The organism is Streptomyces sp. NPDC059832, from assembly GCF_042731715.1.
In the GTDB taxonomy this organism is placed as follows: Bacteria; Actinomycetota; Actinomycetes; order Streptomycetales; family Streptomycetaceae; genus Streptomyces.
In genome coordinates this window covers 88,013-112,575 of the sequence record NZ_JBHWIY010000006.1, presented here as the reverse complement: position 1 = coordinate 112,575, position 24,563 = coordinate 88,013, and the positions used below count along the sequence as shown (strand labels likewise).

At 72.6% G+C, this 24,563-nt stretch carries 28 protein-coding genes; 23 read left to right on the top strand and 5 right to left on the bottom strand.

From position 1 onward, the window contains the following. The first annotated feature begins 77 nt into the window (after positions 1 to 77). The 4 genes from ACFV8T_RS12815 to ACFV8T_RS12800 all read left to right on the top strand — a co-directional run bounded on the left by ACFV8T_RS12815 (position 78) and on the right by ACFV8T_RS12800 (position 4,230). Positions 78 to 1,361: an NYN domain-containing protein gene (locus tag ACFV8T_RS12815; protein WP_385326960.1), complete on the top strand. Its 1,284-nt coding sequence runs from the start codon at positions 78 to 80 to the stop codon at positions 1,359 to 1,361. Between the two features lie 154 nt (positions 1,362 to 1,515). Further along, positions 1,516 to 2,490 carry an ABC transporter ATP-binding protein gene (locus ACFV8T_RS12810; protein ID WP_385327365.1) on the top strand — a complete coding sequence of 325 codons (975 nt, stop codon included), beginning with the start codon at positions 1,516 to 1,518 and terminating at the stop codon, positions 2,488 to 2,490. A gap of 86 nt (positions 2,491 to 2,576) precedes the next feature. Further along, complete coding sequence (locus ACFV8T_RS12805) at positions 2,577 to 3,437, top strand: ABC transporter permease (RefSeq protein ID WP_385327364.1); 861 nt, start codon at positions 2,577 to 2,579, stop codon at positions 3,435 to 3,437. A 34-nt stretch (positions 3,438 to 3,471) separates the two neighbouring features. Next, complete coding sequence (locus tag ACFV8T_RS12800) at positions 3,472 to 4,230, top strand: ABC transporter permease (RefSeq protein WP_385326958.1); 759 nt, start codon at positions 3,472 to 3,474, stop codon at positions 4,228 to 4,230. 327 nt (positions 4,231 to 4,557) lie between these two features. On the opposite strand, the gene ybaK is transcribed toward ACFV8T_RS12800, so the two are convergent. The 4 genes from ybaK to ACFV8T_RS12780 form a co-directional block, all read right to left on the bottom strand. Beyond that, positions 4,558 to 5,061 (bottom strand): Cys-tRNA(Pro) deacylase, encoded by a 504-nt coding sequence (gene ybaK, locus ACFV8T_RS12795; RefSeq protein ID WP_385326957.1) that lies wholly within the window; start codon positions 5,059 to 5,061, stop codon positions 4,558 to 4,560. 45 nt (positions 5,062 to 5,106) lie between these two features. After that, complete coding sequence (locus ACFV8T_RS12790; RefSeq protein WP_385326956.1) at positions 5,107 to 5,850, bottom strand: LON peptidase substrate-binding domain-containing protein; 744 nt, start codon at positions 5,848 to 5,850, stop codon at positions 5,107 to 5,109. Between the two features lie 5 nt (positions 5,851 to 5,855). Then, positions 5,856 to 6,893, bottom strand: coding sequence for a hypothetical protein (locus ACFV8T_RS12785; RefSeq protein WP_385326954.1), 1,038 nt, complete (start codon positions 6,891 to 6,893; stop codon positions 5,856 to 5,858). A gap of 269 nt (positions 6,894 to 7,162) precedes the next feature. Beyond that, entirely contained in the window at positions 7,163 to 8,764 is a 1,602-nt protein-coding gene (locus ACFV8T_RS12780) for an oxidoreductase (RefSeq protein WP_385326953.1), read from the bottom strand. Positions 8,765 to 8,902: 138 nt separating this feature from the next. Between ACFV8T_RS12780 and hisD the strand changes: the two genes are divergently transcribed. The 10 genes from hisD to ACFV8T_RS12730 all read left to right on the top strand — a co-directional run bounded on the left by hisD (position 8,903) and on the right by ACFV8T_RS12730 (position 16,878). After that, positions 8,903 to 10,225 carry a histidinol dehydrogenase gene (gene hisD / locus ACFV8T_RS12775; RefSeq protein WP_385326951.1) on the top strand — a complete coding sequence of 441 codons (1,323 nt, stop codon included), beginning with the start codon at positions 8,903 to 8,905 and terminating at the stop codon, positions 10,223 to 10,225. Further along, complete coding sequence (locus tag ACFV8T_RS12770) at positions 10,222 to 11,355, top strand: histidinol-phosphate transaminase (protein ID WP_385326950.1); 1,134 nt, start codon at positions 10,222 to 10,224, stop codon at positions 11,353 to 11,355. Before hisD ends, ACFV8T_RS12770 begins: the two co-directional genes overlap by 4 nt. Before the next feature lie 234 nt (positions 11,356 to 11,589). Further along, positions 11,590 to 12,186: an imidazoleglycerol-phosphate dehydratase HisB gene (gene hisB / locus ACFV8T_RS12765; RefSeq protein ID WP_385326948.1), complete on the top strand. Its 597-nt coding sequence runs from the start codon at positions 11,590 to 11,592 to the stop codon at positions 12,184 to 12,186. Continuing rightward, a complete protein-coding gene (locus ACFV8T_RS12760) occupies positions 12,183 to 12,350 on the top strand; it encodes a hypothetical protein (protein ID WP_353788990.1) in 168 nt (55 codons plus the stop codon). Before hisB ends, ACFV8T_RS12760 begins: the two co-directional genes overlap by 4 nt. Positions 12,351 to 12,360: 10 nt before the next feature. Then, positions 12,361 to 13,002, top strand: a complete 642-nt coding sequence (hisH, locus tag ACFV8T_RS12755; RefSeq protein WP_385326946.1) for an imidazole glycerol phosphate synthase subunit HisH — start codon at positions 12,361 to 12,363, stop codon at positions 13,000 to 13,002. Next, positions 13,002 to 13,727: a bifunctional 1-(5-phosphoribosyl)-5-((5-phosphoribosylamino)methylideneamino)imidazole-4-carboxamide isomerase/phosphoribosylanthranilate isomerase PriA gene (gene priA / locus ACFV8T_RS12750; RefSeq protein ID WP_385326945.1), complete on the top strand. Its 726-nt coding sequence runs from the start codon at positions 13,002 to 13,004 to the stop codon at positions 13,725 to 13,727. The genes hisH and priA overlap by 1 nt, the downstream gene beginning before the upstream one ends. Further along, complete coding sequence (locus ACFV8T_RS12745; protein ID WP_385326943.1) at positions 13,724 to 14,122, top strand: RidA family protein; 399 nt, start codon at positions 13,724 to 13,726, stop codon at positions 14,120 to 14,122. Before priA ends, ACFV8T_RS12745 begins: the two co-directional genes overlap by 4 nt. Further along, entirely contained in the window at positions 14,119 to 14,874 is a 756-nt protein-coding gene (hisF, locus tag ACFV8T_RS12740) for an imidazole glycerol phosphate synthase subunit HisF (protein WP_266420558.1), read from the top strand. The genes ACFV8T_RS12745 and hisF overlap by 4 nt, the downstream gene beginning before the upstream one ends. Positions 14,875 to 15,020: 146 nt before the next feature. After that, positions 15,021 to 15,608, top strand: coding sequence for an ArsR/SmtB family transcription factor (locus tag ACFV8T_RS12735; RefSeq protein ID WP_385326941.1), 588 nt, complete (start codon positions 15,021 to 15,023; stop codon positions 15,606 to 15,608). 25 nt (positions 15,609 to 15,633) lie between these two features. Next, positions 15,634 to 16,878, top strand: coding sequence for an MFS transporter (locus ACFV8T_RS12730; RefSeq protein ID WP_385326940.1), 1,245 nt, complete (start codon positions 15,634 to 15,636; stop codon positions 16,876 to 16,878). A 4-nt stretch (positions 16,879 to 16,882) separates the two neighbouring features. On the opposite strand, the gene ACFV8T_RS12725 is transcribed toward ACFV8T_RS12730, so the two are convergent. Next, positions 16,883 to 17,515: a TIGR03085 family metal-binding protein gene (locus ACFV8T_RS12725; RefSeq protein ID WP_385326938.1), complete on the bottom strand. Its 633-nt coding sequence runs from the start codon at positions 17,513 to 17,515 to the stop codon at positions 16,883 to 16,885. Positions 17,516 to 17,599: 84 nt separating this feature from the next. On the opposite strand from ACFV8T_RS12725, the gene hisI reads away from it, so the two are divergent. The 9 genes from hisI to trpA all read left to right on the top strand — a co-directional run bounded on the left by hisI (position 17,600) and on the right by trpA (position 24,555). Further along, entirely contained in the window at positions 17,600 to 17,983 is a 384-nt protein-coding gene (gene hisI, locus ACFV8T_RS12720) for a phosphoribosyl-AMP cyclohydrolase (protein WP_093543499.1), read from the top strand. Next, the gene (locus ACFV8T_RS12715) at positions 17,880 to 19,490 is read left to right on the top strand and encodes an anthranilate synthase component I (protein WP_385326937.1); all 1,611 of its coding nucleotides are present in this window, start codon (positions 17,880 to 17,882) and stop codon (positions 19,488 to 19,490) included. Before hisI ends, ACFV8T_RS12715 begins: the two co-directional genes overlap by 104 nt. 62 nt (positions 19,491 to 19,552) lie before the next feature. Beyond that, positions 19,553 to 20,206, top strand: coding sequence for a TIGR02234 family membrane protein (locus ACFV8T_RS12710; RefSeq protein ID WP_385326935.1), 654 nt, complete (start codon positions 19,553 to 19,555; stop codon positions 20,204 to 20,206). A gap of 119 nt (positions 20,207 to 20,325) precedes the next feature. Beyond that, on the top strand, positions 20,326 to 20,574 hold the full coding sequence (locus ACFV8T_RS12705; protein ID WP_266420573.1) for an HGxxPAAW family protein: 249 nt from the start codon (positions 20,326 to 20,328) through the stop codon (positions 20,572 to 20,574). An 80-nt stretch (positions 20,575 to 20,654) separates the two neighbouring features. Next, complete coding sequence (locus ACFV8T_RS12700; RefSeq protein ID WP_385326933.1) at positions 20,655 to 21,179, top strand: DUF2752 domain-containing protein; 525 nt, start codon at positions 20,655 to 20,657, stop codon at positions 21,177 to 21,179. A 115-nt stretch (positions 21,180 to 21,294) separates the two neighbouring features. Next, positions 21,295 to 22,104, top strand: coding sequence for an indole-3-glycerol phosphate synthase TrpC (trpC, locus tag ACFV8T_RS12695; protein WP_385326932.1), 810 nt, complete (start codon positions 21,295 to 21,297; stop codon positions 22,102 to 22,104). Between the two features lie 26 nt (positions 22,105 to 22,130). Continuing rightward, positions 22,131 to 22,328: a tryptophan biosynthesis modulator TrpM gene (gene trpM, locus ACFV8T_RS12690; protein WP_385327362.1), complete on the top strand. Its 198-nt coding sequence runs from the start codon at positions 22,131 to 22,133 to the stop codon at positions 22,326 to 22,328. 137 nt (positions 22,329 to 22,465) lie between these two features. After that, positions 22,466 to 23,746, top strand: a complete 1,281-nt coding sequence (trpB, locus tag ACFV8T_RS12685; RefSeq protein ID WP_385326930.1) for a tryptophan synthase subunit beta — start codon at positions 22,466 to 22,468, stop codon at positions 23,744 to 23,746. Then, positions 23,743 to 24,555, top strand: coding sequence for a tryptophan synthase subunit alpha (gene trpA / locus ACFV8T_RS12680; RefSeq protein ID WP_385326928.1), 813 nt, complete (start codon positions 23,743 to 23,745; stop codon positions 24,553 to 24,555). Before trpB ends, trpA begins: the two co-directional genes overlap by 4 nt. Positions 24,556 to 24,563 lie beyond the last annotated feature (8 nt).

The window sequence follows — 24,563 nt, the reverse complement described above, 5'->3', positions numbered from 1 at the left end:
GGACGTCAACCCCTGCGCGGTCGGGCAGACTCGAAGGAAACCCTTGGCAAAGACCGCACCCGAACTTCTGGAAGAGGGTGGATCGCGTGGACCGTTGCGTCGTCCTGGTGGACGCCGGCTACTTGCTGGGCGCAGCCGCGAGCCTGCTGGCCGGGGAGCCCGCCCGTTCCCGCATCACGGTCGACCACGCGGCCCTCATCCGGGGCCTGCGCGAGCGGGCCGAGGGCGATACGCAGCAGCCGCTGCTGCGGATCTACTGGTTCGACGGCGCCCCCGACCGCGTGCCGCAGCCCGAACACCGCAGACTGCGTGTGATGCCCCGGGTGACCGTACGGCTCGGTGCCCTCACCCGCAGTGACGGGCGCTGGGCGCAGAAGGGCGTCGACGCCGCGATGCACGCCGAGCTCACCGAACTCGCCAGGAACCGGGCCTGTTCCGACGTGGTGCTGGTGACCGGCGACGGCGATCTGCTGCCCGGTCTGATGTCCGCCAAGGAACACGGCGTCGCCGTCCATCTGTGGGCCGTCCAGGCCGCCGACGGCGACTACAACCAGTCCGAGGACCTGGTGGCCGAGGCCGACGAACGCAGGGTGCTCGACCGGGCCTGGATCACCCAGGCCGTACGGCCCAAGGAGACCGGCGGCGTCTGCGCCCCACCGCCCGTGCCCGGTCCGGAGATCGCCGCGATCCTCTCCGCGCCGCTGCCCGAGGCCGCCCTCGCCGCCTCCGCCGAGCGGGCCTCGGAGGCCCAGGCGGCAGCCGCCGCCAACGGTGCCGCGGCACCGCCCGAGGAGGGCGCCGCCACCGACCGGCCCGTGCACGGCGGCAAGGGCGTCCCCACCCCCAAGGACCTGGCGGGCAGCCTGCGCGGCCACGGCGCCCAGCCCGACCGGCACCTCCCCCAGCCCTCGCCCGCCAGCGCGACTCTGCGCTGGTCCTCCGACAAGAGCTGGACGGAGCGCGGCGGACCGCTGGGCGAGCCCGCCGAAACCGCCTCCCTGCCCACGCTGGCCCAGCTCACCAGTGCCGAGCAGCGCTGGGCGGACCGCGAGGAGGACATCACCACCGTCGGCGGCGACCCCTTCGAGGTGGGCCAGGTCTTCGCCCGTCGCTGGATGGAGCGACTGCCGGAGACCGTCCATCTGCAGAAACTCTCGACCATGTATCCGCGCATTCCGCACCGCATCGACGGCGAGCTGCTGCGCTACGCGGCACGGTTCGGCCTGCTCGCCCACAAGGACGACCAGATCGACGAGCACGACCGCTACGCGATCCGGGCGGGATTCTGGCGGGAGATCGATGTACGGGCCGCGGCCGAGCACACCCCCGCGGCGGAGCGGACGACCCCGCCCGCCGGCTGACGGCCGAGCGGGACCACGGGCGGGCGACCCGGTCGCCGATCACCGCGTCGACGCCCGGCCGGTGTGGCCCCGGACGCAATACGGGGCATCCGACCCCGTACTCTCGTACCTCGTGAGTACGGGCACAGCACAGGCGCAGCCGGCGACCGGGACCGTGTGCGCGGTGTGTGATCTGGTCAAGACCTATCCCGCCGTCCGCGGCCGTCGCGGTACCCCCGCCACACCCGAGGTGCGCGCCACCGACGGGATCGGCCTGGACGTGCGGCGCGGCGAGATCTTCGGACTCCTCGGCCCCAACGGCGCCGGCAAGTCCACGCTGGTACGGCAGCTCACCGGGCTGATGCGCCCCGACTCCGGCAGCGTCACCGTGCTGGGCCACGATCTCGTACGCCATCCGGAGCGGGCCTCCCGGCTGATCGGCTACCTCGGGCAGGAGTCCACCGCCCTCGACGAGCTGACCGTGTCGCTCGCCGCCGAGACCACCGGACGGCTGCGCGGCCTCGCGGCGGCGGACGCCCGCGCCGAGCGCGACGCCGTACTCGACGAACTGGGCCTCACCGAGATCGCGGGACGCCCCCTGAAGAAGCTCTCCGGGGGACAGCGGCGGCTCGCCTGTTTCGCGGCCGCGCTGGTCGGCGAGCGGCCGGTGCTGGTGCTGGACGAGCCGACGACCGGCATGGACCCCGTCGCGCGGCGCGCCGTCTGGGCCGCCGTGGACCGGCGCCGGGCCGAGCGCGGCACGACGGTGCTGCTCGTCACCCACAACGTCATCGAGGCCGAGACGGTCCTCGACCGGGTCGCCGTGATCGAACGCGGCAGGGTCATCGCCTGCGACACGCCGACCGGGCTCAAGGAACGCGTCGCGGGCGAGGTCCGGGTCGAGCTGGTGTGGCGCGAACGGGCGCCTCTGGACGTCCCCGAAGTGGCCGCGCTGCGTGCCTCGGCCCAGGAGTCCGGGCGGCGCTGGGTGCTGCGGCTCGGTCCCGACGAGGCACGGGCGGCAGTCGCCGCGGTGACCGGCGGCGCGGCCTTCGCCGCACTCGACGACTTCACGCTGGCGACGCCCAGCCTGGAGGACGTCTATCTCGCGCTCGGCGGGGACGTGACCAAGGGGCTGGTGAAGTCATGACCGGGGTGGGCGGGACGACCGGGGCGGGCGGGACGGCCGGGTTGCGGGTGCGCGGCCGGGCAGGGAGCGAACAGGAGCAGCGCCAGGTGACGAGCATCGTTCCCGCGCACGCGGTGACCGGACCCGTCCGGGCCGCGGAGGACGGCCGGCCCGGTCCCCCCGGCGACGGCTTCGCCGAGGTGGGGGCACCGCCCGCGCCGCTCGCACCGCGGGCCCGGTTGTTCCCCTCGCTCGCGGCCGTCTACCGCGCCCAGCTGTCCAGGGCCAGGGTCGCCCGTATCCCGCTGCTCTTCGTCGCCACGTTCCAGTCCGTCGGGATCATGGTGCTGATGCGCGGGGTCGTCGACGGCGGCTCCGAGGCGCGGGCCGTCGTCGCCGGCTCCAGCGTCCTGGTCGTGGCCTTCGTGGCGCTCAATCTCCTCGCCCAGTACTTCGGGCAGCTGCGGGCCGGCGGCGGACTCGACCACTACGCCACCCTGCCGGTGCCGCCCGCCGCGGTGGTGCTCGGCGCGGCGGGGGCGTACGCCTCCTTCACCGTGCCCGGCACGATCGTCACGGCCGTGGCCGGCAGCATGCTGTTCGGGCTGCCGCTGACGCATCTGTGGGTGCTCGTCGCCGTCATCCCGCTCTCCGGGGCGGCGCTCTCCGGGCTGGGCGCGGCGCTGGGGCTGCTCGCGCCCCGGCAGGAGCTGGCCACGCTGCTCGGCCAGCTGGGCATGTCGGCGGCGCTGCTGCTCGGTGTGCTCCCGGCCGACCGGCTGCCCGCGCCGGTCGGCTGGGCACGTGATCTGCTGCCCTCGACCTACGGTGTCGAGGCGCTCTCGCGGTCCTTCGACGCCCACCCGGACTGGACGGTCGTCGCGCTGGACCTCGCCGTCTGTGCCGTTGTCGGCGTCCTCTCGCTGGCCGTGGCGACCTGGGCGTACCGCAGGGCAGCGGTCCGGTGAGGCGCGGCGCGGGGGCGCCTGGCACGATGGCACGGTGACCGCACCTCTGACGCCGCCTCACCAGCCCTCGTCCAACGATCCCTGGCAGACCCCGCCCCACTGGGGCGGTCCGGGAGGATCCGGTGGACCCGGGGGTTCCCGCGGGACCGGTGGGTACTACCCGGGCACCCCGCTGGAGTCGAAGGAGGACAAGGACCTCCGGTCGGATCTGCGGCGGGCCGCGGTCGTCACCGTTCTCGTGACCGTCTCGGGCATCGCCCTCGGGCTCCTCTGGCTGTGGCTGGCGCCGAGGGTTCCGCTGATCTCCGACAGCACGGCCGTCTTCCTGAACGACAGCGAGGGCGAGGAGGCGATCGGCGCCGACGGCACGTTCGTGCTGCTGGGCCTGGCCTTCGGGGCGGTCTCCGCGGCGCTGGCCTTCTGGTTCCAGCGGCGCGGCGGGATCGCGCTGGTGGTGGGGCTCGCGCTGGGCGGGCTGCTCGGTTCGCTGCTGGCGTGGCGGCTGGGGGTGTGGCTCGGGCCTACCCAGGACGTGGTCGCGCACGCGCGGGCGGTCGGCAAGGGCGTGGTCTTCGACGCGCCGCTCCAGCTGCGGGCGAAGGGGGCGCTGCTGGCGTGGCCGCTGGGGGCGATGGCGGTCCATCTCGGGCTGACCGCGCTGTTCGGGCCGCGGGATCCGGAACCGGAGTGGGGGGTGTTTCCGGGTGGGCCCGTGCCGGGGGCGCCTGCGGCGCCCGGGTCCGGGGCGCCTGCGGGTGGGGGTGTGCCGCCGGTGCCGCCGGCGCAGTCGTAGGTCTGCGGGTGCGGGTGCGGGTGCGGGTGCCGGTGCGGTGCGGGGGCTGGTGGGCTTGGGCGGGTGGGCCGCTGCGCGGGGCTTGTCCCCTACCCGCCCCTTCCCGAAACCGGGGCTCTGCCCCGGACCCCGGTCCTCAATCGCCGGACGGGCTGAAAGGGTGCCCGGACGGGCTGAGAGGTGCCCCGGACGGGCTGAAAGGCGCCCGGACGGGCAGGGAGGCGCCCCGGGCAGGCTGAGAGGGGCCCCGAACAGGCTGAAAGGCGCCCGGACGGGCCGGAAGGCGCCCTGAAAAGGTGCCCGGGGACAGCCGGGAGCGATGCCCGGCTATCCCCGGCCGATCTCCGCGAACACCGCTCCCGTCAGTGACGCCAGGTCCGTGGGTGAGAGTTCGACCTCCAGGCCGCGGCGGCCCGCCGAGACGCAGATCGTGTCGTGGGCACGTGCCGAGGCGTCCAGCACCGTACGCAGACGCTTCCGCTGGCCCAGTGGGGAGATGCCGCCGCGTACGTAGCCGGTGGTGCGTTCCGCGGCTGCCGGGTCGGCCATGGTGGCCCGTTTGCCGCCCACCGCGGAGGCCAGGGCCTTGAGGTCCAGGGTGCCGGCCACCGGGACGACCGCCACCGTCAGGGTGCCGTCGACGTCCGCCACCAGGGTCTTGAAGACCCGGTCGGGGGAGACGCCCAGCGCCTGGGCCGCCTCCTCGCCGTAGGAGGCCGACGCCGGGTCGTGGTCGTAGGAGTGGACGGTGAACGCCGTGCCGGACGCGGTCAGGGCGACCGTTGCCGGAGTGCCGCCGGACTGTTGCTGCTTCTTCGGCTTCTTCGCCACGGGGAGACGGTCCTCGGTCGATCGGTCGGTCGGATCAGGTCCGGATCAGTTGGGGTGGGTCGGGGCGCGGGTCAGGTCCACCGCGGGCAGGGACGGCAGATGGCGGATGACGGCGGTCTCGGAGCGCAGCAGCGTCAGTTCCTCGCGCAGCCGGGTCGCGGTGTCGGGGGCCTGGAGCAGCCGTTGTCTGGTCGGTGCGTCGAGTACGGCCGCCGCCGCGACCAGGTAGGAGACGACGGCGGGGTCGTCGGGCAGGTCCGCGCCGGTCGTGAGGGACCGTTCGCTCGCCCCGGCCAGCCGCTTCTGGTAGCTGCGGAAGGCCCGCAGTACGCCTTCGGCGAGCGCCCCCGCCTCCTCGCCGGTCTCCTCGTCCAGCTCTTCGAGTTCGGCCGTCAGGAAGGGGCCGCTCGCGTCGACGGAGAGCAGTTTGACCCGGGTGGTGCCGGTCGCCAGGACCTCGAAGCTGCCGTCCGGCCGTTCCCGGATCTTCGCCGCGTCGGCGATGCAGCCGACCCGGTGGAAGGTCTGGACCGGGTCGGGGCCGAAGCCGTCCGCGGGGCCGCGTTCGGCGGGGACGTTCACCGCGTCCGGCATTCCGGAGCCCGTCGGGGCGGTCTCGCGGCCGTCGCGGATGGCGACCACGGCGAAGCGGCGGGGTTCGTCCTCGTCGGTCTTCAGGAGCTCGCGCATCATGGCGCGATATCGCTCCTCGAAGACGTTCAGCGGCAGCACGAGGCCGGGGAACAGCACCGCGTTCAGCGGGAACAGAGGCAGGCGAGCGGTGGTCACAACGGTCAAGCGTAATGGCCGCCGGGCCGGGCCCGGTCGGCCCGTCCCGGGAACGACGTCGCGCGGGCCGCCCGGAGCCGCGTGTCGTCCCGCGCCTCCAGGAACCGGCCGAGCGGATCCTCGGAGACCGAGGACCACGGGAACGACGCCGCGTGGGGTCCGATCTGCCGGAACTGTTCCAGTGCCTCGTCCCAGCGGCCCCGGGTGACCAGCACGAACGCCAGCAGGTTGCGGACCTCGGCGGGCCAGGGGTCGCCCGGCGTGAACGCGGCGGACAGCGCGATGGCCAGATCCGCCGCCGCGTCGATCCGTTCCAACTGCACCGAGGTGGTCCGTGCGCCGGCTCCCTCTATCAGCAGGGCGAAGGCGGCCCGCAGCGGCAGCGCCTGGACCAGCGAGCTGGGCAGCGAGTCCTCGGCCGCCCGCTCGGCGAAGTCGAAGCACTCGCGGTGCGAGCCGTACCAGGCGGCGGAGAGGTACCGCAGCGCCGCGACATGGCAGCCGTAGTGGTGCGAGGAACGCCGTATCGCCTGCTCCCACAACGCCTCGAACATGGTGTGCGTGGCGTGGGTGCCGCGCGCGTGGTCGAGCGCGAGGCGCCAGGGCACCGGGTCGCGCGGATCGCTCTCGGCCGCCGCCGTGATCAGCGGTCCCACCTCGCGCAGCTGCTCGGCCCGAGCGGGCGACTCCCAGGCCCGGCGGACCGCCAGCTCGGCCTTGACGAGCAGCGCGTCCGGGTCGTGCGGGGCGGCGGCGAGCCAGTCGGTCAGCCAGCCGTCGCGGTTGCGGGCGAAGGCGACGAGCCGGCCGAGGTAGCGGTCGCGGTTCTCCCACTCGGCGCCGTCCCGGGTGGTGGCGAGGAGTTTCGCGGCCGGTCCGTACTCCCCGAGCGCGGCGGCGACGAGAGCCGGGGAGAGCCGCTCGTCGGGGGCGTCGAGCAGCACCTCGTCGTCCGCCGGCAGTCCGGCAGGGCCCTGCGAGGGGCGCCGGACCGTGCACGCGGCACGGAGCAGAGCACGAAGGATTGGCATGGTGCAGACCATTGAAAAGCGCTGGTCGGGACGGCGCCAGAGGCACGCTGTGAAGCTTTGGTGCCGAGTGAATGGGTTGTATTGGACCGGGTCAAGAAGAAGTAAAGGAAAATGTGGAATCTGGCTTGTTCTTGCTGTTCCGGCCGATGACTTGCGGTAGTTCGACCGCAGCTCGGGCAGCCGTTCGACCACGGGCCACGGGCACCGTGCGGACCGTTCGGCAGAGGCGATTGCGAACGGTCCGACGGCCCGTGGTCGGGTCGGCCGTGGCCGGATTCCGGTCAGCCCCGGCGCAGCAGCCGTGAGGCGCCCGCCGCGACGGTCGTGGCGAGTATCCAGCCCAGCAGGACGAGCACCGCCGCCGCCCACTGCCAGCCGCCCTCCATCCGCCAGTAGCCGTCCTGGCCCAGATTGATCACCGGGATCAGCAGATCCAGCGCGTACAGCGCCGGGTTCCACTGCGGATGCTCGTCCTGTTTGATCGCCGCCGGGACGTGCTGGGCGAAGGCCATCGCCCCCGCCGCCCACAGCAAGGCCATCCACACCGCGGCCCGCCCGGGTCGGTAGCCGTACGCCACCGTCCAGTCCTGGAGGAAGCCCCAGAGCTTCGCGGCGAGCGGCAGCGTCTCGCGCCGCCGCCGCTGCTTGGCCAGCAGCACCTCCCGGGCGTCCGCGTCCTCCCCGCAGTTGCGCAGCACCGTCGCGAGCCGTTCGTACGGCTCCGGTACGTACTCCGGGGTCGCCGCCGCCACCCACTCCAGGCGCCGGGAGAGCGGGAAGTGCCCGTACGGGACGAGGTTCTCGTACACGAAACCGCCCATCGCCAGCCCGCCGGGCCCCGGCCAGCTGGTCGACACGTCGATCAGCGTGACGACCTTCGCGCCGTTCAGCACGACCCGGCCCTCCTCCGGCCGTTCCGCGTTGAACCGCAGCTCCGGGGTGACGATCCGGCGCAGCGACAGCTCCTCGTGCCGGCCCAGCACGAACCGCGCCTTGTGCAGATCGACCGCGTCGCCGAACCGCCCGTCGTCCAGGCGCACCCCGCCGCGGCACTCGAAGATCTGCGAACGCGTGCCGTTCGCGGGGGTCGACGCCAGGACGATGCCGTACGGGGGAGTGGTGCCCTGGATCCCGGTGTCGACGCTCACCCAGGCCTCGCTCATGTACAGCGTCCGCTCCACGGTCAGCTGCGGGGCGTTCAGCGCACGCCGTCCCTCCCTGCCCCGCAGCCGGCTGCCGCGCAGGCTCAGCGAACCGCCGACCTTCGCCCCGCGCAGACTCAGCTCGCCGCGCGCCTCGATCAGCTCCGCCTGCAGATCCTGGGCGACCGCCAGACCGTCACCGGCCAGCGCCCGCCCGCCCCGGTCCGGGCCGATCTCGATCTGGTTGATCAGCAGATCGGTGCCGATCTGGGCGTCGGTGAGCCGGATCCCGCGCGGGATCCGACAGCGCGGCAGATGCAGATCGCCCTCGGTGCGCAGCCGGGCCGCCTCCAGCCGGGGCATTGCGCAGCCGACGATCCGTAACGTCGTGAAATGGCATTCCGGCAGCACCACCTCGCTCTCGAAGCGGCAGCCGGTCATCTCGACGTACGGCGCGACGCGCCCGCCCGCGAGATCGAGTGTTCCGGTGATCCGCACACCCCGGAGCTTCAGCGCCGCGACCCGGCCGGGCCGCGGCGGCGGACCCGAGAGCAGCAGGCGGGCGACGACGCGCCCGTCCACACTGCGCTCCGGCCCCCAGACGCGCGGCGCGAACGGATCGTCCTGCGCCGGGTCGCGGGCGCGCAGATCGTAGGTGCTGCCGTTTCGGAAGGCCTGCCACATGCCCAGCTCGGCTGCGCTCAGTCCGTCCGGAAAATCACCGTCGTGCGGCTCGGTCACGGGTGCCCCTTCCGCTCGGAGCTGTTCTTCCCGCTGAGTGACGACGTGAAAGCTATTGGTCAGCAGTGACGTCCGGGACATGTATCAGCCAGTGATACGGGCGACCGGACGCCGGAGGCGGTCTGCGAGAATTGCGGTGTGATCTCTCGAATCGATCTGCGCGGCAATGCCCTCCCCGAGGGTGGAGCCCTGCGCGACCTGCTGCCCCGTGCCGAGTTCGACGTGGAAGCCGCCCTGGAGACGGTGCGGCCCATCTGCGAGGACGTACGCCATCGTGGCTCCGCGGCAGTGATCGAGTGGGGGGAGAAATTCGACGGCGTACGGATCGACTCGATCCGGGTCCCCGCCGCGGCGATCACCGAGGCCGTCGAACAGCTGGATCCGGCCGTGCGGGCCGCCCTGGAGGAGTCGATCCGGCGCGCCCGCCTCGTCCACCGCGAGCAGCGCCGCACCACGCACACCACCCAGGTCGTCCCCGGCGGCACCGTCACCGAGAAGTGGGTGCCGGTCGAGCGCGTCGGGCTCTACGTCCCCGGCGGGCGCTCCGTCTACCCGTCGTCCGTGGTCATGAACGTCGTGCCGGCCCAGGAGGCGGGCGTCGAGGGCATCGCCGTCGCCTCCCCGCCGCAGAAGGACTTCGGCGGTCTGCCGCACCCCACCATCCTCGCCGCCTGCGCCCTGCTCGGCGTCGACGAGGTGTACGCGGCCGGCGGCGCCCAGGCCGTCGCGATGTTCGCGTACGGAACGGCCGAATGTCTTCCGGTGAACCTCGTCACCGGCCCCGGCAACATCTTCGTCGCCGCCGCCAAGCGCCTCCTCAAGGGCCGCATCGGCATCGACGCGGAGGCGGGCCCCACCGAGATCGCGATCCTCGCGGACTCCACCGCCGACCCGGTGCACGTCGCCGCCGACCTGATCAGCCAGGCCGAGCACGACCCGATGGCCGCGGCGGTCCTCGTCACCGACTCCGCGGAACTGGCCGCGGCCACCGAGGCCGAGCTGAAGCCGCAGATCGCCGCGACCAAGCACGTCACCGACCGGATCGAGCCCGCGCTGGCCGGCCGCCAGTCCGCGATCGTCCTGGTCAACGACCTGGAGGACGGCCTCAAGGTCGTCGACGCGTACGCCGCCGAGCACCTGGAGATCCAGACCGCCGACGCCGCCGCCGTCGCCGACCGGGTCCGCAACGCCGGCGCGATCTTCGTCGGCCCCTGGGCCCCGGTCTCGCTCGGCGACTACTGCGCCGGCTCCAACCACGTGCTGCCCACCGGCGGCTGCGCCTGCCACTCCTCGGGCCTCTCCGTGCAGTCCTTCCTGCGCGGCATCCACATCGTCGACTACACGCGCGACGCGCTCGCCGAGGTCACCCACCACGTCGTGACCCTCGCCGAGGCGGAGGACCTCCCCGCCCACGGCGCCGCGCTCAAGGCCAGGTTCGGCTGGAAGGTCCCGCAGCAGTGACGAACAGCGACACCCCTCGCAAGACCACCCGCATCGACGATCTCCCGATCCGCGACGAACTGCGCGGCAAGTCCCCCTACGGTGCGCCGCAGCTCGACGTACCCGTGCGGCTGAACACCAACGAGAACCCCTACCCGCTGCCCGAGGCGCTCGTCGACCGGATCGCCGAGCGGGTCCGCGAGGCCGCCCGCGACCTCAACCGCTACCCCGACCGGGACGCCGTCGAGCTCCGCACCGAACTGGCCCGCTACCTCACCCGCACCGCCGGGCACGAGGTCGCCCTCGCCAACGTCTGGGCGGCCAACGGCTCCAACGAGGTGCTCCAGCAGCTGCTCCAGACCTTCGGCGGCCCCGGCCGCACCGCGATCGGCTTCGAGCCCTCGTACTCCATGCACGCCCTCATCGCCCGCGGCACCGGAACCGCCTGGATCTCCGGACCGCGCAACGAGGACTTCACCATCGACGTCGAGGCCGCCCGCGAGGCCATCGCCGAGCACCGGCCCGACGTCGTCTTCATCACCTCCCCCAACAACCCCACCGGCACGGCCGTCGACGCCGAGACCGTGCTCGCGCTCTACGACGCGGCCCAGGCGGCCGGCCCGTCGATGGTCGTCGTCGACGAGGCGTACGGCGAGTTCAGTCACCACGCCTCGCTGCTCCCGCTGATCGAGGGCCGGCCGAACATGGTGCTCTCGCGCACCATGTCGAAGGCGTTCGGCGCGGCCGGACTGCGCCTGGGCTACCTCGCCGCCGACCCGGCCGTGGTGGACGCGGTCCAGCTGGTGCGGCTGCCGTACCACCTGTCCTCCGTCACCCAGGCCACCGCGCTCGCCGCCCTGGAGCACACCGATACGCTGCTCGGGTACGTCGCGCAGCTCAAGAGCGAGCGCGACCGGATCGTCACCGAGCTGCGCGCTCTCGGCTACGACGTCACCGACTCGGACGCCAACTTCGTCCAGTTCGGCCGCTTCGCCGACAGCCACACCGCCTGGCAGCGGATCCTCGACCGGGGCGTCCTGGTCCGGGACAACGGCGTACCGGGATGGCTGCGGGTCTCCGCGGGCACCCCGGCAGAGAACGACGCGTTCCTCGACGCGGTGCGCGAACTGAAGAAGGAGCACGACGCATGAGCCCCCGCGCAGGCCGCGTACTGCATCTCCCGGGGGACGACCCCCGGACCCCCAGCCGGCACGGGGCCGATCGCGATCCGGCCCGGCGAGGCGAGCACAACCAAGGAGCAAGCGCATGAGCCCCCGCGTAGGCCACGTACTGCATCTCCCGGGGGACGACCCCCGGACCTCCAGCCGGCACGGGGCCGATCGCGATCCGGCCCGGCGAGGCGAGCACAACCAAGGAGCAAGCGCATGAGCCCCCGCGTAGGCCACGTGGAACGCACCACCAAGGAAACCTCGGTGCTCGTCGAGATAAATCTCGACGGCACCGGCAAGGTCGATGTGTCGACCGGAGTCGGCTTCTACGACCACATGCTCGACCAGCTCGGCCGGCACGGGCTCTTCGACCTCACGGTCAAGACCGACGGCGATCTGCACATCGACTCGCACCACACCATCGAGGACACCGCCCTCGCCCTCGGCGCCGCGTTCAAGCAGGCCCTCGGCGACAAGGTCGGCATCTACCGCTTCGGCAACTGCACCGTCCCGCTGGACGAGTCGCTCGCCCAGGTCACCGTCGACCTGTCCGGCCGCCCCTACCTGGTGCACACCGAGCCGGAGAACATGGCGCCGATGATCGGCGCGTACGACACGACGATGACCCGGCACATCCTGGAGTCCTTCGTCGCGCAGGCGCAGATCGCCCTGCACGTCCACGTGCCGTACGGGCGCAACGCCCACCACATCGTGGAGTGCCAGTTCAAGGCGCTCGCCCGCGCCCTGCGCTACGCCAGCGAGCACGACCCGCGCGCCGCCGGGATCCTTCCCTCCACGAAGGGCGCGCTGTGACCGGCCTCAACACCATCCTGATCGTCCTCGGCCTCTTCCTGGCCGGCGGCGTCTACTCCTTCTCGAAGCAGGGCATGCCCAAGGGCGTCATCGTCCTGCTCTCGATCGCCTCCGTGATGTGCCTGGTGGCAGGCATTCTGCGGATCCAGGGACTCTGGGACTGAGGAACGAGCTGTGAGCGACAACAAGAAGGTCGTCGTCTTCGACTACGGCTTCGGCAACGTCCGCTCCGCCGAACGGGCCCTCGCCCACGTCGGCGCGGACGTCGAGATCACCCGCGACTTCGAGAAGGCGATGAACGCCGACGGGCTGCTGGTGCCCGGCGTCGGCGCGTTCTCCGCGTGCATGGACGGGCTGAAGAAGGCCCGCGGCGAATGGATCATCGGCCGCAGGCTCTCCGGCGGCCGCCCCGTCATGGGCATCTGCGTCGGTATGCAGATCCTCTTCGAGCGCGGCATCGAGCACGGTGTGGAGACGGAGGGCCTGGACGAATGGCCCGGCACCGTCGCCCCGCTGAAGGCCCCGGTCGTCCCGCACATGGGCTGGAACACCGTGCGGGCCCCCGAGGACTCCCAGCTCTTCGCCGGTCTCGACCCCGAGGCCCGGTTCTACTTCGTGCACTCCTACGCGGTGCACGACTGGAGCCTGGAAGTCACCAACCCCAAGATCCGTGCCCCCCGGGTCACCTGGGCCACCCACGGCGAGCCGTTCGTCGCCGCCGTGGAGAACGGCGCCCTGTGGGCCACCCAGTTCCACCCCGAGAAGTCCGGCGATGCCGGCGCCCAGCTGCTGACCAACTGGATCGAGACGCTGTAATGCCGAAGCTTGAACTGCTCCCCGCCGTCGACGTCCGCGACGGCCAGGCCGTCCGCCTCGTCCACGGCGAGTCCGGCTCCGAGACCTCCTACGGTTCCCCGCTGGAGGCCGCCCTCGCCTGGCAGCGTGCCGGGGCCGAGTGGCTGCACCTCGTCGACCTGGACGCCGCCTTCGGCACCGGGGACAACCGCGCGCTGATCGCCGAGGTGGCCGGCGCCATGGACATCAAGGTCGAGCTCTCCGGCGGCATCCGCGACGACGCCTCGCTCGCCGCCGCCCTCGCCACCGGCTGCCGCCGGGTCAACCTCGGCACCGCCGCCCTGGAGACCCCTCAGTGGGTCGCCAAGGTCATCGCCGAGCACGGCGACCAGATCGCCGTCGGCCTGGACGTCCGCGGCACGACGCTGCGCGGCCGCGGCTGGACCCGCGACGGCGGCGACCTCTACGAGACGCTCGCCCGCCTCGACTCCGAGGGCTGCGCCCGCTACGTCGTCACCGACATCGCTAAGGACGGCACGCTCCAGGGCCCCAACCTGGAGCTCCTGAAGAACGTCTGCGCCGCCACCGACAAGCCCGTCGTCGCCTCCGGCGGCGTCTCCTCGCTGGACGACCTGCGGGCCATCGCCTCGCTCGTCCCGGACGGCGTCGAGGGCGCGATCGTCGGAAAGGCGCTCTACGCGAAGGCGTTCACCCTCGAAGAAGCACTTCAGGCGGTCTCCGGATGAGCGACTCCGTCAACCGTGTCTCCTCCGGTGCCCCGTGGGAGGAGAAGTTCGGCTACTCCCGCGCGGTGGAGCTGCCGAACGGCCTCGTCCTGGTGGCCGGCTGCACCTCGGTGGAGAACGGACAGATCTCCGCCGGCGGCCCGTACGAGCAGACCGTCACCTCCTTCAAGGTCGCCTTCGACGCGCTGAAGCAGCTCGGTATGGGCCGCGAGGACGTCGTCCGTACCCGGATGTACCTCACGCACGCCCGGGACGTGGACGAGGTCGGCCGCGCCCACAAGGAGCTCTTCGACGACGTCCGCCCCGCCGCCTCGATGATCATCGTGTCCGGTTTCGTGGACCCGAGCCTGGTCGTCGAGGTCGAGGTCGAGGCCTACCGGGCAGGTGCGCGATGAGCCTCGCGGTACGCGTCATCCCGTGCCTGGACGTCGACAACGGCCGGGTCGTCAAGGGCGTCAACTTCCAGAACCTGCGCGACGCGGGCGACCCCGTCGAGATGGCGAAGCTGTACGACGCCGAGGGCGCCGACGAGCTGACCTTCCTGGACATCACCGCGTCCAGCGGTGACCGGGAGACCACCTACGACGTGGTGCGCCGCACCGCCGAGCAGGTCTTCATCCCGCTCACGGTCGGCGGCGGCGTCCGTACCGCCGACGACGTCGACAAGCTGCTGCGGGCCGGTGCGGACAAGGTCGGCGTCAACACCGCCGCCATCGCCCGCCCCGACCTCATCCGGGAGATCGCCGAGCGCTTCGGCCGCCAGGTCCTGGTGCTCTCCGTGGACGCCCGGCGCACCCCCGCCGGCACCTTCGAGGTCACCACGCATGGCGGCCGCAAGGGCACCGGCATCGACGCCGTCGAATGGGCGCACCGGGCCGCCGAGCTGGGCGCGGGCGAGATCCTGCTCAACTCGATGGACGCGGACGGCACCAAGGACGGCTACGACACCGAGATGATCACGGCGGTACGGAAGCACGTGACCGTCCCCGTCATCGCCTCCGGCGGCGCCGGCCGGCTCGCGCACTTCGCACCCGCCATCGCGGCGGGCGCCGACGCGGTGCTCGCCGCGTCCGTCTTCCACTTCGGCGATCTGCGGATCTCCGAGGTCAAGAACGCGCTCAGGGAGGCCGGACACCCGGTCCGCTGACCCGCGGTACCCATCGAGCCCATCGCCGGGCGGAGCCGATTCGTCGGCCCCGCCCGGCGATGGGCTTTTCCGCCGTCCAGGAACCCACAGCTTTTATTGCGCAATAAAAATTGCGCAAGTTTCCTTTCCTGTTTACGGTGGGGGGCATGGCAAGCAAGGAATCGCGCCGGGTCTCGGACCTGGAGACCCTGAAAGCGTTCGGACACCCCCTGCGGATGAAGCTCTACCGGGCGCTCTACATCGCCCGTGAGGCCACCGCGTCCCAGCTGGCCGAACAGGTCGACGAGGCGGTCTCACTGGTCAGTTACCACCTGCGCAAGCTCGCCGACCACGGCCTGATCGAGGAGGCCGAGCAGCAGGGCAGGGACGGCCGCGAGCGCTGGTGGCAGCTCGCCTCGAAGGGGCTGAACTTCCACGACGAGGACTTCAGCGACGCGCCCGAGAAGGCCGCCACGCACGCCGCCGTCGGCCGGCTCTCCTTCGACCAGCACATCGAGCTGTACCGCCGCTACCTCGACTCCACCCAGTCCTGGGCCCCCGAGTGGCGCAGCGCCTCCTTCGCCTCCGAGTACCTGCCCCGGCTCACCGCCGGGGAGCTCGCCGCGCTCGCCCGCGAGATGCACGAGCTGATCGACCGCTACCAGGACACCGCCCGCGCCCGCGAGGAGGCCGGTGACCCGGACGGCCGTGAGCAAGTCGCGCTGCACGTGTACGGATTCCCGTTCCGGACCTGAGCCGGCCACCCGAAAAGGACGATCCATGACCGTCACCGTCACGCCCGCGCAAGCCGCCGAACGCCCCGCCCACCGCGACGCCAACGTCCTGCGCTGGCTCGGTGCCCACACCGCCTCGATGATCGGCGACAGCGTCTACTACATGGCGCTCGCCTGGGCCGCCGCCCGCACCGGCAGCGACGCCCAGACCGGAATGGTCCTCGCCGTCGGCTCCATACCCCGGGCCGTGCTGATGCTCGGCGGAGGAGTGCTCGCCGACCGGATCGGACCGCGCCGCGTCGTCATCGGCAGCGACGCCGCCCGCTGCCTGGTCGCCCTCGGCCTGGCCGGCGCCCTGCTGCTCACCTCGCCCGCCCTGTGGATGCTGATCGCCGTCGCGCTGGTCTTCGGTGTGGTCGACGCCCTCTTCCTGCCCGCTGTCGGCGCCCTGTCGCCCCGGATCACCACCGCCGGGCAGCTGGCCCGCGTCCAGGGCCTGCGCGGGCTCGCCACCCGTATCGCCAATGTCGTGGGTGCGCCGCTCGGCGGTCTCGCGGTGGCCCTCGGCGGACCGACGCTCGCCTTCGCCGCGGCCGGGGTGCTCTTCGCCGTGTCGCTGCCGCTGCTCCTGTCCCTGCGGATCCGTCCGCTGCCCGATCAGGACAGTGCCGAACCGTCCGGCACCGCCTGGCGCGAACTGGCCGACGGGCTGCGTCACATCCGCCGCCACCCGCTGCTCGGGCCGCTGGTGCTCGTCGTCGCCGTCAGCGAGCTGGGCTTCGTCGGACCGCTCAACCTCGGACTGGTCCTGCTGGTCCGCGAGCGCGGCTGGGGGGCGTCCGGCATGGGCTGGATCGTCGCCGCGTTCGGCGTCGGCGCCGGTGCGACGGCGCTGCTGCTCGCCGTGCGCGGCCGGTTGCCGCGCGCGGGGCTGGTGATGTGTCTGACGGTGCTGACCGGCGCGGTCGCCATCGGCGCCCTGGCGTACGCGCCCTCGGTGGCCCTCGCCGCCGCCACGGCGGTCTGCGTCGGGCTCTTCGCGGGCCTCGGCGGCTCCCTGTGCGGCGCCCTGATCCAGACCGTCACCGAACCCGCCTACCTCGGCCGGGTCACCTCGGTCTCGACGCTCTTCACCCACGCCGTCGCCCCGCTCAGCTACCCGGTCACGGGAGCGGCCGTCGCGGTCTGGGGGACCGGCCCGGTCTTCGTGACCAGTGCCGCGGTGTGCGCCGCGGGGGCGGCGGCGGGTCTGGCCTTCACCCGGCTGCGCCGCGCGGAGCTCCCGGGCTGAGGCCCTACATCCCCAGCTCCGCCGTGTGCAGCCGGTCCACCGCCTCCTTGTCGCCCTCCAGGCCCACCGTCGCCGCGTCCTGCCGCCCGAACGCGAAGAGCAGCAGCTCGCCCGGCTCGCCGGTGACCGTCACCACCGGGGTGCCCTTGTGCGCCACCGCCGTCTGGCCGTCCGGGCGGCGCAGCACCAGACCCACCGGGGACCGGCGGCCCAGCAGCCGGGCCGTCCTCTCGGCGCGCGACCACAGCAGATCGGCGAACACCGGGTCCAGCTCGCGCCGCGACCAGTCCGGCTGGGCCCGGCGGACATCCTCCGTGTGGATGTAGAACTCCACGGTGTTGGCGGCCTCGTCCAGCTGCTTCACGGCGTACGGGGAGAACCTCGGCGGTCCCGTACGGATCAGCTGGATCAGCTCCTCGTACGGCTTCGCGGCGAATTCGGCCTGCACCCGTTCGAGCCGGTTCCGCAGCGCGCCCAGCAGAATCCCGCCCGCCGCGTCCGGCCGCCGTTCCCGGACCACCACATGGGCGGCCAGGTCCCGGGTCGTCCAGCCGTGGCACAGGGTCGGGGCCTCCGGTCCCGCCGCCTCCAACAGGTCGGCGAGCAGAAGTCGTTCGCGCTTCGCATGGGTCGACATGCTCGCCAGCGTACGACCGCCGCACGCGGTCCGCCCAGTGGACGCCGCACGGAGACGCCCCCACGGCCACGGCACAATGGGCGCATGACCAGCGCGCCCACGCCCAGCACTCCGCCGCCGTCCGGCAACCTCGACCCGGCCATCGCGGCCCGCCTCAAGCGCGGTGCCGACGGACTCGTCCCGGCCATCGCCCAGCAGTACGACACCGGCGAGGTACTGATGCTCGGCTGGATGGACGACGAGGCCCTGCACCGCACCCTCACCACCGGCCGCTGCACCTACTGGTCCCGCAGCCGCCAGGAGTACTGGGTCAAGGGAGACACCTCGGGCCACATCCAGCAGGTCAAGTCCGTCGCCCTCGACTGTGACGCCGACACCGTCCTCGTCAGGGTCGACCAGACGGGTGCCGCCTGCCACACTGGCGACCGCACCTGCTTCGACGCCGACGTCCTCCCGCTCGCGCAGTAAAGGGCCAGCCGCCATGGATCTCGACACCTTCCGCGAACTCGCCGTCGACCGGCGCGTCATCCCCGTCAGCCGCAGGCTCCTCGCGGACGGCGACACCCCGGTGGGGCTCTACCGCAAACTCGCGGGCGAGCGCAGCGGCACCTTCCTCCTGGAGTCCGCGGAGAACGGCCGCACCTGGTCCCGCTACTCCTTCATCGGGGTACGCAGCGCCGCCACCCTCACCGCACGCGACGGACAGGCCCACTGGCTGGGCGTGCCGCCCGTCGGCGTCCCCGTCGACGGCGACCCGCTGGAGGCCCTGCGCGCCACCATCGAGACCCTGCACACCCCGCGCGACCTGGTCGTCGACGACGGGCTGCCCCCGTTCACCGGCGGCATGGTCGGCTACCTCGGCTACGACATCGTGCGCCGCCTGGAGCGGATCGGCGACAGCGGCGAGGACGACCTGCACGTCCCCGAGCTGACGATGCTGCTCACCTCGGACCTGGCCGTGCTCGACCACTGGGACGGCAGCGTCCTGCTGATCGCCAACGCGATCAACCACAACGACCTCTCGACCGGCGTCGACGAGGCGTACGCGGACGCCGTCGCCCGCCTCGACGCCATGGAACGGGACCTCTCCCGCCCCGTCCAGAACGCCCCCGCCGCCCTCCCGCCGTCCGGGCTGCCCCCGTACGCCGCGCTGTGGGGCGGCACGGCGTACCAGGACGCCGTCGAGGACGTGAAGGAACGCATCAGGGCCGGCGAGGCCTTCCAGGTCGTCCCCTCCCAGCGCTTCGAGACCCCGTGCACGGCAAGCGCGTTGGACGTCTACCGGGTGCTGCGGGCCACCAATCCGTCGCCGTACATGTACCTCTTCCGGTTCGACGGCTTCGATGTCGCGGGCTCCAGCCCGGAGGCCCTCGTCAAGGTCGAGGACGGACACGCCATGGTCCACCCGATCGCCGGGACCCGGCACCGCGGCGCCACCCCGCAGGAGGACCAGGCGCTCGCCGACGAGCTCATCGCCGACCCGAAGGAACGCGCCGAGCACCTGATGCTGGTCGACCTCGGCCGCAACGACCTGGGACGGGTCTGCGCACCCGGCACCGTCGAGGTCGTCGACTTCATGTCGATCGAGCGGTACTCGCACGTGATGCACATCGTCTCCACCGTCACCGGCCGCGTCGCCGAGGGCCGCACCGCCTTCGACGTCCTCACCGCCTGCTTCCCCGCGGGCACCCTCTCCGGCGCCCCCAAGCCCCGCGCGATGCAGATCATCGAGGAACTCGAACCGACCCGCCGCGGACTGTACGGAGGCTGCGTCGGCTATCTCGACTTCGCCGGGGACTCCGACACCGCCATCGCCATCCGCACCGCCCTGCTCCGCGACGGCACGGCATACGTCCAGGCCGGAGCGGGCGTCGTCGCCGACTCCGACCCGGTCGCCGAGGACACCGAATGCCGCAACAAGGCCGCGGCGGTCCTCCGCGCGGTGCATACGGCCAACCGGCTCCACGGCGCGTGAGACCGGCCGGCAATCGCGGTGCCGCCCCCCGATTGCCGGTCGGTCCGAAGCGGTAGGGGATAGTGGAGTACGTGAGTGCTGTCCCCGTACCCCAGCCCCGTGCCCGAGCCGCCACCGCGCCCGACACCTCGGGAAGCCGCCGCAGCCTGGCCGCCGGTCTGCTCCTCGGGGCGGCCGGCGCCACCGTCGTCCTGCTCGCCTCCGGCCAGACCTGGGCCGAGGGCGAGGCGTCCGTCGGCGGCGGCTCACTGCCCCTGACCGCCGACGGCCAGGACGTCACCGGTCTCCCGGCGGCCCTCGCCATAGTCGGCCTGGCCGCCCTCGTCGCCGTCTTCGCGGTCCGCGGGGCCTCCCGGCTGCTCGTCGCCGGGCTCCTCGCCCTCAGCGGCCTCGGTGCCGGACTGAGCGCCTGCCTCGGCGCCTCCGACAGCGCGGCGCTCGACGAGAAGGCCGCCCAGTCCACCGGCGACGCCTCGGCGACCATCGACGCGCTCGCCCACACCGCGTGGCCCTACGTCACCGCGGCCGGCGGCCTGCTGATCCTGCTCGCCGGGCTGCTCGCCCTGCGGTACGGGAAGCTCTGGCCCACCATGTCGGGACGGTACGAACGGGACGGCACCCCCCGCCCCCGCAAGGCCGCCCGCACCGCCCCGGACCCGGACCGGCCCGAGGACCTCTGGAAGGCCCTGGACCGCGGCGAGGACCCGACGGGCTAGAAGACCCCCAGCTCACGTCCTACCCGTACGTACGGGACAATGAAGCTGAGCTCTCAGCACAGCAGCACCAGCTTTGCGTACAGCGATACCCACAGCGCAACACCAACAAGGAGCAACTCATGGCGGGCAGCAGCCACGGACACACCCCGGCCGCCTGGACCGGTGTCATCATCTCCTTCATCGGCTTCTGCGTCGCAGGCGTCTTCATGGTCGCGGCCAACCCCGTCGGCTTCTGGGCCGGAATCGCCGTCGTCCTCCTCGGCGGGGTCGTCGGCCTCGCGATGAAGGCCGCGGGCCTCGGCATGCCGAAGGAGTCCGCGGAGATGGCCCAGGCACGGGCCCGCGCCGCACAGGCCCAGGTCTCCTGACGCCACGCGGCACCCGTACGCATACGAGGCGCAGCCCGCTCCGGGCTGCGCCTTTCCGCGTCAGCGGGGACAATCACCGGGTGGACGCATCGCCTACCCCCGCCGCAGCACCGGCCCCGGTCCCCGGGCCCGGCCTGCCGATGACCGGACAGCCGCCCATGTCCGGCCGTCCGTCCCCGCCGGTCTTCCCCCCGGCCCCCGTACCCGTCTCGCGCGTCCGGCGGCTGGCCACGCCGGTGGGCGTCATGGCCGTCGTCGTCGGTGCGTTCGGCTACGTCGGTGCCGTCGACCCCAACCAGCCCGGCCACTACCCGCTCTGCCCACTGCTCCGGTTCACCGGGCTCTACTGTCCGGGCTGCGGGGGCCTGCGCAGCGCCCACGCCGTCGCGCACGGCGACATCGCCGCCGCCCTCGGCTCCAACGCGCTCGCCGTCGTCGGCTACGCGGTCTTCGCCGTCCTGTGGGCGGTCTGGACGGTCCGCGCCGCCCGGGGCAGACCCATGAGCCTCGCGGCGAAACCCGTGGTCTGGTGGGGGATCGGGGCCGTACTGCTGATCTTCTCGGTCGTCCGGAATCTGCCGATCGGCTCCGTTCTGGCCCCTTGAATGCCCAGGTAGTGGGACATTCGCCCACCGGATTCGGGCCCTTCGCCCTCCTGCGGATAGCATTGACATGGCTGATCCTGTTCCCTCATCACCGTCCCGGAAGGGGGCCGCTCGCGTGAGTGTGCTCGACGAGATCATCGACGGCGTACGCGCCGACCTCGCAGAGCGGCAGGCGCGTGTCAGCCTCGACGAGCTGAAGGAACGCGCCGCGCGCGCTCCCGGAGCCAAGGACGGAGTCGCCGCCCTGCGGGGCGAGGGCGTGACCGTCATCTGCGAGGTCAAGCGTTCCAGCCCCTCCAAGGGGGCCCTGGCCGCCATCGCCGACCCGGCCGCGCTCGCCGCGGACTACGAGGCGGGCGGCGCGTCCGTCATCTCGGTCCTCACCGAGGAGCGCCGCTTCGGCGGTTCGCTCGCCGACCTGGAGGCCGTCCGCGCCAAGGTCGACATCCCGGTCCTGCGCAAGGACTTCATCGTCACCTCGTACCAGCTCTGGGAGGCCCGCGCCTACGGCGCCGACCTCGCCCTGCTGATCGTCGCCGCCCTCGACCAGGAGGCCCTGGTCTCCCTGATCGAGCGCGCCGAGTCCATCGGCCTGACGCCGCTGGTCGAGGTGCACGACGAGGAGGAGGCGGAGCGTGCCGTGGACGCCGGGGCGAAGGTCATCGGTGTCAACGCGCGCAACCTGAAGGACCTCAAGGTCGACCGCTCCGTCTTCGAGCGCGTCGCCCCCGAGATCCCGGCCCACATCGTCAGGGTCGCCGAGTCCGGTGTCCGCGGCCCGCACGACCTGATCGCGTACGCCAACGCGGGCGCCGACGCGGTGCTCGTGGGCGAGTCGCTGGTCACCGGCCGCGACCCGCGGGCCGCCGTCGCCGATCTGGTCGCCGCCGGCGCCCACCCGGCGCTCCGGCACGGACGGGGCTGACCCGACCCGTGTCCGCCGAACGCCCCGTGTTCCGTCCCCGGCGGGGCCTGCGCCCCACCGGAGCGACGGCCCGGGTGCCGCACGCCCCGCTGGCACGCGGCTGCCGCCCCCGCGGCTGCCGCGCCCCGGCGCGCCGTGTGCACGGCCGGCGGGTGCGGTACGTGATCGGCGACGAGCCCGGCCAGGTCAACGGCATGCGATGGCGCACGGGGTCCGCGCTGTAGCGAGCCCCGGCCGACGTACCCGCACCACTCCCGTCGTACGTACGACCGCACCGCCCGACTGATCGCCGGTCGCGGTGGCGCTCCGCTCACGGCGCATACGGTGAACCCACCCATTGCGATGTCGAGGAGCACGTCGGATGTCATCTGACTTCTTCATTCCGGACCCGGAGGGTCTGATCCCCAGCGCCGAGGGGTACTTCGGTGCGTTCGGCGGCAAGTTCATCCCGGAGGCGCTCGTCGCCGCCGTGGACGAGGTCGCCGTCGAGTACGACAAGGCCAAGGCCGACCCGGCCTTCGCCGCCGAGCTCAACGAGCTCATGGTCAACTACACCGGCCGGCCCAGCGCGCTGACCGAGGTCCCGCGCTTCGCGGAGCACGCGGGCGGCGCCCGGATCTTCCTCAAGCGCGAGGACCTCAACCACACCGGCTCACACAAGATCAACAACGTGCTGGGCCAGGCACTGCTCACCAAGCGCATGGGCAAGACCCGGGTCATCGCCGAGACCGGCGCCGGCCAGCACGGCGTCGCCACCGCGACCGCCTGCGCGCTCTTCGGCCTCGAATGCACCATCTACATGGGTGAGATCGACACCGAGCGGCAGGCGCTGAACGTGGCGCGGATGCGGATGCTCGGCGCCGAGGTCATCGCCGTGAAGTCCGGCTCCAGGACCCTGAAGGACGCCATCAACGAGGCGTTCCGCGACTGGGTCGCCAATGTGGACCGCACGCACTACCTCTTCGGCACCGTCGCGGGACCGCACCCCTTCCCGGCCATGGTCCGTGACTTCCACCGGGTCATCGGCGTCGAGGCCCGCCGCCAGATCCTGGAGCGGACCGGCCGGCTGCCGGACGCCGCCATCGCCTGCGTCGGCGGCGGCTCCAACGCCATCGGGCTCTTCCACGCCTTCATCCCGGACGCCCGCGTCCGGCTGATCGGCTGCGAGCCCGCTGGACACGGCGTGGAGACCGGCGAGCACGCGGCGACCCTGACCGCGGGCGAGCCGGGCATCCTGCACGGCTCGCGCAGTTACGTCCTTCAGGACGACGAGGGCCAGATCACCGAGCCGTACTCCATCTCGGCCGGTCTCGACTACCCGGGCATCGGCCCGGAGCACTCGTACCTCAAGGACATCGGCCGCGGCGAGTACCGCGCGGTCACGGACGACGCCGCCATGCAGTCGCTGCTCCTCCTCTCCCGCACCGAAGGGATCATTCCGGCCATCGAGAGCGCCCATGCGCTGGCCGGGGCCCTGGAGGTCGGCAAGGAGCTCGGCAAGGACGGGCTGATCGTGGTCAATCTGTCCGGCCGCGGCGACAAGGACATGGACACCGCAGCCCGCTACTTCGGGCTGTACGACGGGACCGACGGGGTCGTCGAGGCCGATGTGGCCGACGGGGAAGAGGAGGTCACCAAGTGAGCGGCAATGTGGAGCTGTTGAGTGCCTCCCTCGCGAAGGCGAAGGCGGAGGACCGGGCCGCGCTCATCGCGTACCTCCCGGCCGGGTTCCCGACCGTCGACGGCGGGATCGAGGCCGTGAAGGCGGTCGTGGCGGGCGGCGCGGACATCGTCGAGGTGGGGCTGCCGCACAGCGACCCGGTGCTCGATGGACCGGTCATCCAGACCGCCGACGACATCGCCCTGCGCGGCGGTGTACGGATCGCCGACGTGATGCGCACGGTCCGTGAGGCGTACGCGGCGACCGGTGTCCCGATCCTCGTCATGACGTACTGGAACCCGATCGACCGGTACGGCGTCGAGCGCTTCACCGCCGAGCTCGCCGAGGCGGGCGGCGCCGGGTGCATCCTGCCCGACCTGCCGGTCCAGGAGTCCGCGCTGTGGCGCGAGCACGCCGACAAACACGGTCTCGCGACCGTCTTCGTCGTCGCGCCGAGCAGCAAGGACGAGCGCCTCGCCACCATCACCGCGGCCGGCTCCGGCTTCGTCTACGCGGCCTCGCTGATGGGCGTCACCGGCACCCGCGAGTCGGTCGGTGACCAGGCCCAGGACCTGGTCCGGCGCACCCGCGCGACGACGGCCCTGCCGGTCTGCGTCGGCCTGGGCGTCTCCAACGCCCGGCAGGCCGCCGAGGTGGCGGGCTTCGCCGACGGGGTGATCGTCGGCTCCGCCTTCGTCAAGGCGATGCTGGACGCCCCCGACGAGGCGGCCGGCCTGGCCGCCGTCCGCTCCCTGGCGGGCGAACTCGCCGAAGGCGTTCGAAAGCGCTGAATCGGGTG